The sequence below is a fragment of the Chlorogloeopsis fritschii PCC 6912 genome (assembly GCF_000317285.1).
GTDB classification, from domain to species: domain Bacteria; phylum Cyanobacteriota; class Cyanobacteriia; order Cyanobacteriales; family Nostocaceae; genus Chlorogloeopsis; species Chlorogloeopsis fritschii.
Window position 1 is genome coordinate 115867 of the sequence record NZ_AJLN01000098.1, and the last position, 6503, is coordinate 122369.

The window sequence follows — 6503 nt, forward strand, 5'->3', positions numbered from 1 at the left end:
TCGATGGGAAAAGTTGCCTGAATTGTAATTAAACTGTTAAACGGTACAATAAATGTGGTAAATTTGCGTGGATAATCTCACCCTCGTACTGAAATCCTAACTTCTCGATTACTCTTTGTGAGGCTTGATTAGTTGTGAGAGTAAAGCAAATAACCTCTCCTAAATTTAGCAGTTCAAAACCAATTTTCAAGATTTTTTCGCCCATTTCTGTAGCTAATCCTTTACCCCAAAATTTAGCCATTAAGGCATAAGCTAATTCTACTTCATCCTTACCTGCCAGATGAATATTGCGTAAACCAGCGCGACCAACGAACTGATTATTAACTTTATCTCTGAATACCCATAATCCGAATCCATAACACTGCCAATGATGCAAATTGTTTAGGATAAACAGCCGTGTTTCCTCATCAGAACGAACACCACCTAAAGTTGCCATAACTTGTTTATTTTGGTGCATACGATGAAGTTCATTCAAATGTTTAAATTGCAGAGGTTCAGCCACTAGACGTTGAGTAGTAAATGTTTCTATTAACTGCATCTTCTTTTACTAAATCAGTTGATTGCTCACAAAAAACCAATTGGTTTGCGAAAATTAGCTATTTGCTCTACATCTGATGTAAATATAATTTTGATTTGGACTAGCGATCGCTTCCAAGTAGCTAATTTTAGACATAACTACATAGAGACATTACTAGATATTACACTTTAGGTTAATGATAAATTTAATCAACAGCGTTGAACTTACTTTAAATGAGCATCATTCTCTCTTCAGCAAGTTGGCGTGAACTTTGGGACGAAAGTTGGCAAAACGCACGCAACGTAGATCCGTTGGATAGTTCTGATGTGATTGGAGAGTATCCCACACAGATTGCCAAGGGTTACAAGCGGAATATCAGTCTACGTAATGGCATTGATCTAACGCTTCATCGCTACACTTTCCATGAGGATGTAATTACCCTAGACGGACAAGCGTGTGAAGCAGGCTGTTTGGAGTGGGTTTTCAACCTTTCGTCTACCTTCAAGTTTTGGGATGGCTCGTATGTTACCGATGGACAGCATTATGTAGCTGGGATGTTAATGCCTGGTGGTGAAAGTCTAGATATTGCCCGCGATCCCAGAATCGAAGTTGATATTCATCTTAAGCCGGAATTGTTTAGGACTTTGGCAGGAGAGCACTTTCATTTGTTACCGCTTGAGTTACAGCGTATGGTGGAAGGTGATGAGAGCTTACCTTTTTCATCACTCCAAACTACAACTCCTGCCATGCACCTTGTCTTAGAGCAAATCCTCAACTGTCCGTACCAGGGCTTGACTAAGCAGCTTTATCTGGAAAGCAAATCGGTAGAAATTCTGGCACTGTATCTCGATTCAGTCATGACACAGCAGAAATCAAAATTGGCAGTAAAGCTGCAATTAGATGATATTGATCGCATTCACCAAGCTAAGGATATTTTGCTCCAACACGCCGAGCATCCCCCCTCACTCTTAGAGTTAGCGCGAAAAGTAGGAATGAATGACTGCACTTTAAAGCGAGGGTTTCGGCAAGTCTTTGGGACAACAGTATTTGGTTATCTGCACGACTACCGCATGAATCGAGCCAGAAAACTACTGGAAGCACAAACAATGAGTGTTCAGGAAGTTGCACGTGCTGTTGGCTATGCTAGCGTCAGTTCATTTTATGCTGCGTTTCGCAAGAAGTTTGGGATGAATCCTGGCACGCATCTTGCTGCAAATCGCCGTAAGGGAATTTGAAATTTTGGAAAGCATTATTGGCTCGGAAGTATATCAGAGCACTTTGTTCAACCTGGTAACTAGAAATAGCTACAGTTTGCGAAAGTGATCGCCTAAGGCAAGTTTTGTAAGCTTTTTGATAAATATTTTCAGTTTATTCTAGAATGAAATTGAGTAAGCTGCTCAAGCAACAGTCTCAAGTGTAGCTGAATTGAGCAAGCTTCACTTTGGATTTTGTATCGATAAATAATGTGAGGAACAGTTTGAAGTTACGGTTGTGGTGTTTTGGTCGGTGGTTTAAATTATTTTTGCTAGTAGTTGTTACCTTTACATTAACTTGTGCCTGTAATGGCAAATTTTCTCAACCCTCTTCAAATTCGCCCTCACCCATTGCCTTAGAATGCAGAACCGTTAAACATTCAATGGGGGAAAGCTGCGTTCCCATCACTCCCCAGCGAGTAGTTGTGCTAGATGACACTGTTCTAGCTAATGCGATCGCACTGGGTATCCACCCTGTTGGTAGTGTTGCAAGTAATACAACCTCTGGTCTAGAAATTCCCATATTTCTGCAAGGAAAAATTGACTTTGAGAAAATTCAATCTATTGGTACTCAGGAGCAACCCAGTCTAGAAAAGATTATGCTAGTCAAACCCGATCTTATTCTTGGGTTTGACTACTTTGTTAACTACAACCAATTATCACAAATTGCTCCAACTGTATTAATTAAATGGGATGAGGCGGGAGCTTGGAAAAAGCATTTGATGTTGTTTGCTGAAGCATTGAATAAAACTCAAGCAGCTGAAAAGTTATTGGCGGATTACAACCAGCGTATTCAAGAATTCAAAACAGCAATAGGGAGTCAGTTAGAGCATTTTCAGGTTTCTCTAGCTTATCTGGCGGGAGATGGTTCAGCGCTCGTTCGTTCTGATGTCAAAAACTCTTTTGCTGGCTCCATTGTGGAGGATGCTGGACTTAGCCGCCCACCTGCCCAAGATATTGTAGGTAAAGACTACTATCAAATCGATCTCAGTGCAGAGATGATTCATTTGATGGATGGAGATGCACTTTTCCTTTTCTCTAGTGGGAATAAAGAGGCGAATCGAATCTTGAAGCAACTTCAAAACAGTCCTTTGTGGAAACAACTGAAAGTAGTGCAGCAAAACCGCACACATATCGTAGATCACAGTACCTGGCGCTCTCGAAATATCCTTGCTGCTAATGGAGTCATTGACGATCTATTCAAGTACTTGATTGAGCAAGAAAAGTTCTGACGATCTGAAACTTAATTAAAAAATTCCGTTTGGAACAAGAAAAATTCCGTTTGGAACAAGCAAAGTACTTCCAATCAGTTTGTTGTTCCCTGTAAGCTTTTTGAAAAAGATTCTCAGTTTCTTCTGAAATCATATTGACTTATCTGCTCAATTCAGCTACTGGAGTTGCTGAATTGAGCAAGATTACCTTTGGAGTTTGATTATATCGGTAGAGCAAATCGCAGGAGAATTCTTGGTGATAAAAACATTACAATCTCATTTTGTAGAAGAAATATATGCTCATGCTCAAAAGACGTTGGATAACTTCTACACAGATAGCATTATCCTGACAACACCTGCCAACGATTTAGAGGTAATTCCAGCTGCTCAATATCTGCAACCTGACAATCTACTATCCATCCTCAAGGCTAGTCCGGAATATCAAAAGACTCAGGATCTTCGCGTTGCTGCATCGTTGTGGAACAAAGCCTATAGCTGGATACCTTTACCGAGTGTCTTAGCGTTCATGACTTGGGCTGGTGTAGGATTTGATGCCTCAGTTGATAACGTGAGTTTTGTTTTCAAAGACGGTGAACTGGAAGCGTTGTGGTTTCAAGATCTAAGCCGTACTGAAATTTATCCAGAGCGATCTCCAATTCCAATTCCAAATAACTATCCAGGTAAATTAGCAAACAGTGTAGATGAACTGTACAATGCGGTATTCACGGGCTTATTTCAGAATCATCTATTACCTGTCATTGACTGCCTCCACGCCTTAACTAAAGTATCCAAAAAAACACTTTGGGGAAATGCAGTCAATGCTTCTTATGGAATATTTGAGGATTTGGATGGATATGCAAAAAAAGAAGCTATCCAAATGGATTATTCGGTGTTATTTGAACAGCCCTACAGTTTAGTTTTGTCTCATTCTCCACAACAGACACTTCGCAAATCAAATCCTCTTTACAACTTAATCCGCACCGAAAAATTTAATGAACCTGGTTTACCTACCCAGATGAAAGTCCGAAAAACTTGCTGTCTCATTGCTCTGATTCCTCCAGATTATTCCAAGTGTGGCAACTGCCCTCTCTTGAAACCAGGCGATCGCATTGCCCGCATGAAGAAGAAACTGGCTCAGGCACATTGATATGACATTAGAGCAACAGCCCAAAAGTTTACGCACCTTTACTGTTATTTGGCTAGGACAAACCGCCTCTTTAATTGGCTCTAATATGACGAGTTTTGCTCTTACCATCTGGGCATGGCAGCAAACAGGTGAAGCCACTCCACTGTCTCTAATTGCTTTTTTCACAGAAGTTCCAATTTTAATTGCTTCCATCTTTGCGGGGGTTTTAGTTGATCGCTACAATCGCAAATTCATCATGATTGGTGGTGATACTGTTGCCGCACTTTCTACTGTCATCGTTCTCATCTTATTTTTTACCAACCAGCTGGCTATTTGGCATCTCTACATTATTGGAGCAGCCAACGGATTATTCGGCTACTTTCACGGGTTAGCCTTCTCTGCTTCTCAAGCTCTGCTCGTTTCTCAACAACACTATGTCAGAGTGGGCGCAATGGGATCGATAAGAACCTTTGGCTCTGGTGTCATAGCTCCAGCATTAGCAGGTGTGTTGTATCCCATTGTGGGATTAATAGGTATTTTGCTGATTGATATTGCTACATTTGCCATTGCTGTTAGCACACTTTGGATTGTCCGAATTCCTCAACCGCAAAGAGAAATAGAAAATCAAGAGTCGAAAGTAGAAGGAGTTTGGCAAGAGTTAACCTTTGGATTTCGCTATCTTTGGCAACGTCCTAGTCTGATGGCATTGCAACTATTTTCCTTGAGTTTCATTTTCTTTGATGTTGCCTCTGCTGTTAGTGAACCCATGATTTTGGCACGAAGCAACAACAATACGGCTGTATTGGGAATGGTAGGTGGAGCGGTAGGACTCGGCGGCTTAATTGGCGGTATCTTAATGATGCTCTGGGGCGGGCCAAAACGACGCATCCACGGACTTTTGATTGGTAGAGCCTTTGTTTTTGGCTTTGAGACAATGCTGGGAATTTGGCGATCGCCCTCACTCTGGATAGGTGCCAACTTCTGTGCAGGTTTATTTAAGCCATTAGCAAATAGCTGTGAAGAAGCGATCTGGCTTTCCAAAGTAGAACCTGCCACTCAAGGACGTGTATTTGCTGCTAGTTCACTGCTTACCGGACTTGTTGTCCCCTTGGGATTGTTGATTTCAGGGCCTCTTGCCGACAGATTCTTTGAACCTGCAATGCAACCTGGAGGAATGCTGGTTCCCATCTTCGGCAGCATATTTGGTACAGGTACAGGCAGTGGCATGGCACTCCAATTTGCACTTTTTTCTTTTATTGTTGTCCTGATTTGTTTGGGCAGTTATGCCTTTCCTGTGTTGCGCGATGTAGAGGATAGATTACCAGATCACCAAGCAAGTACCAGTTAGTTAATAGGATTTTGAATTGGATAATCCTGTCGCAAGCATTTTTCAAAATTAGGTGTGGGGCAAATATTATGAAGCTACAAAAATTACTTTCAATTCTGTTGATTACAAATTCTTTTTGGATGTTGATTGTAAGTCCTGCAACTGCTGAGATAGTAGAAGGCATATCTAAGAGAAAAATTCGACAGCTGAGTGAAATAGAACTTCCCATTACTAGCGCCCAAAAACTAGTGCAAACACCAATACTCCCAACAGCGCCCTCATCAGAAGTCATACAAGTTACGGGAGTAAAGGCGAACCCCACCGACAAAGGTGTGGAAGTAATATTGCAGACATCTCAAGGACAACAGTTACAAACTATAAATCGCAGTACTGGTAATAACTTTATCGCTGATATTTCCAATGCTCAACTGCGCCTTCCTAATGGTGAGGCGTTCACATTCCGCTCAGACAAGCCAATTGTGGGTATCACTGAGATAATGGTAACAAATTTTGATGCCAACACAATCCGGGTAATGGTAACAGGTGAGGCGTGTACCAACTGTTGAGTTGTTTGATAGTGATGAAGGTTTGATTTTTGATTTGACACCTGCTACATCATCCGCACAGCAACCACCTCAAACACAACCAACTCCTGAACCAGATCAGCCAGAGACACCCAGCGCAGAAGGTGATGAGTCAATAGAGTTGGTGGTAACAGGTGAGCAAGACGGATACAGCGTACCAGAAACATCAACAGCTACTAGGACTGACACACCCCTACGTGATATTCCCCAGTCGATTCAAGTAGTTCCTCGGCAAGTAATCGAGGATCAAGGAGCGGTTCGCATTGAAGAGGCACTACGTAACGTTAGTGGTGTAAGTGTATCAAATCCGAGTGGTGGACAAGGGACATCCTTTAATGCCAGGGGATTTGGATTAAGGCAACTCAGAAATGGTTTCCTAGACTGCTATTATTCCTGGCGCACCTTTGACGATTTTGGGGACGCTTTCAGTGCAGTTTTGATGAGCTAACAAAAGTGCGTGCGAAATCCCACTCGTGTTGGGGTTT

7 protein-coding genes are annotated in these 6503 nt (G+C 41.8%); 6 read left to right on the forward strand and 1 reads right to left on the reverse strand.

All coding sequences use genetic code 11. The features are described from left to right. Positions 1–28: 28 nt before the first annotated feature. The gene (locus tag UYC_RS0119260; protein WP_016875683.1) at positions 29–538 is read right to left on the reverse strand and encodes a GNAT family N-acetyltransferase; all 510 of its coding nucleotides are present in this window, start codon (positions 536–538) and stop codon (positions 29–31) included. 212 nt (positions 539–750) lie between these two features. Between UYC_RS0119260 and UYC_RS0119265 the strand changes: the two genes are divergently transcribed. From UYC_RS0119265 to UYC_RS40380, 6 genes are all read left to right on the forward strand, one after another. Continuing rightward, the gene (locus UYC_RS0119265; protein ID WP_016875682.1) at positions 751–1752 is read left to right on the forward strand and encodes a helix-turn-helix transcriptional regulator; all 1002 of its coding nucleotides are present in this window, start codon (positions 751–753) and stop codon (positions 1750–1752) included. A gap of 230 nt (positions 1753–1982) precedes the next feature. After that, positions 1983–3002, forward strand: coding sequence for an iron-siderophore ABC transporter substrate-binding protein (locus UYC_RS0119270; RefSeq protein ID WP_235181625.1), 1020 nt, complete (start codon positions 1983–1985; stop codon positions 3000–3002). Between the two features lie 235 nt (positions 3003–3237). Then, positions 3238–4128: a ferric iron reductase gene (locus UYC_RS0119275; RefSeq protein ID WP_016875680.1), complete on the forward strand. Its 891-nt coding sequence runs from the start codon at positions 3238–3240 to the stop codon at positions 4126–4128. A gap of 1 nt (position 4129) precedes the next feature. Further along, positions 4130–5455: an MFS transporter gene (locus UYC_RS0119280; protein WP_016875679.1), complete on the forward strand. Its 1326-nt coding sequence runs from the start codon at positions 4130–4132 to the stop codon at positions 5453–5455. 68 nt (positions 5456–5523) lie between these two features. Beyond that, entirely contained in the window at positions 5524–6000 is a 477-nt protein-coding gene (locus UYC_RS40375; protein ID WP_016875678.1) for an AMIN domain-containing protein, read from the forward strand. After that, positions 5978–6466 carry a TonB-dependent receptor plug domain-containing protein gene (locus tag UYC_RS40380; protein WP_016875677.1) on the forward strand — a complete coding sequence of 163 codons (489 nt, stop codon included), beginning with the start codon at positions 5978–5980 and terminating at the stop codon, positions 6464–6466. Before UYC_RS40375 ends, UYC_RS40380 begins: the two co-directional genes overlap by 23 nt. Positions 6467–6503: the final 37 nt, after the last annotated feature.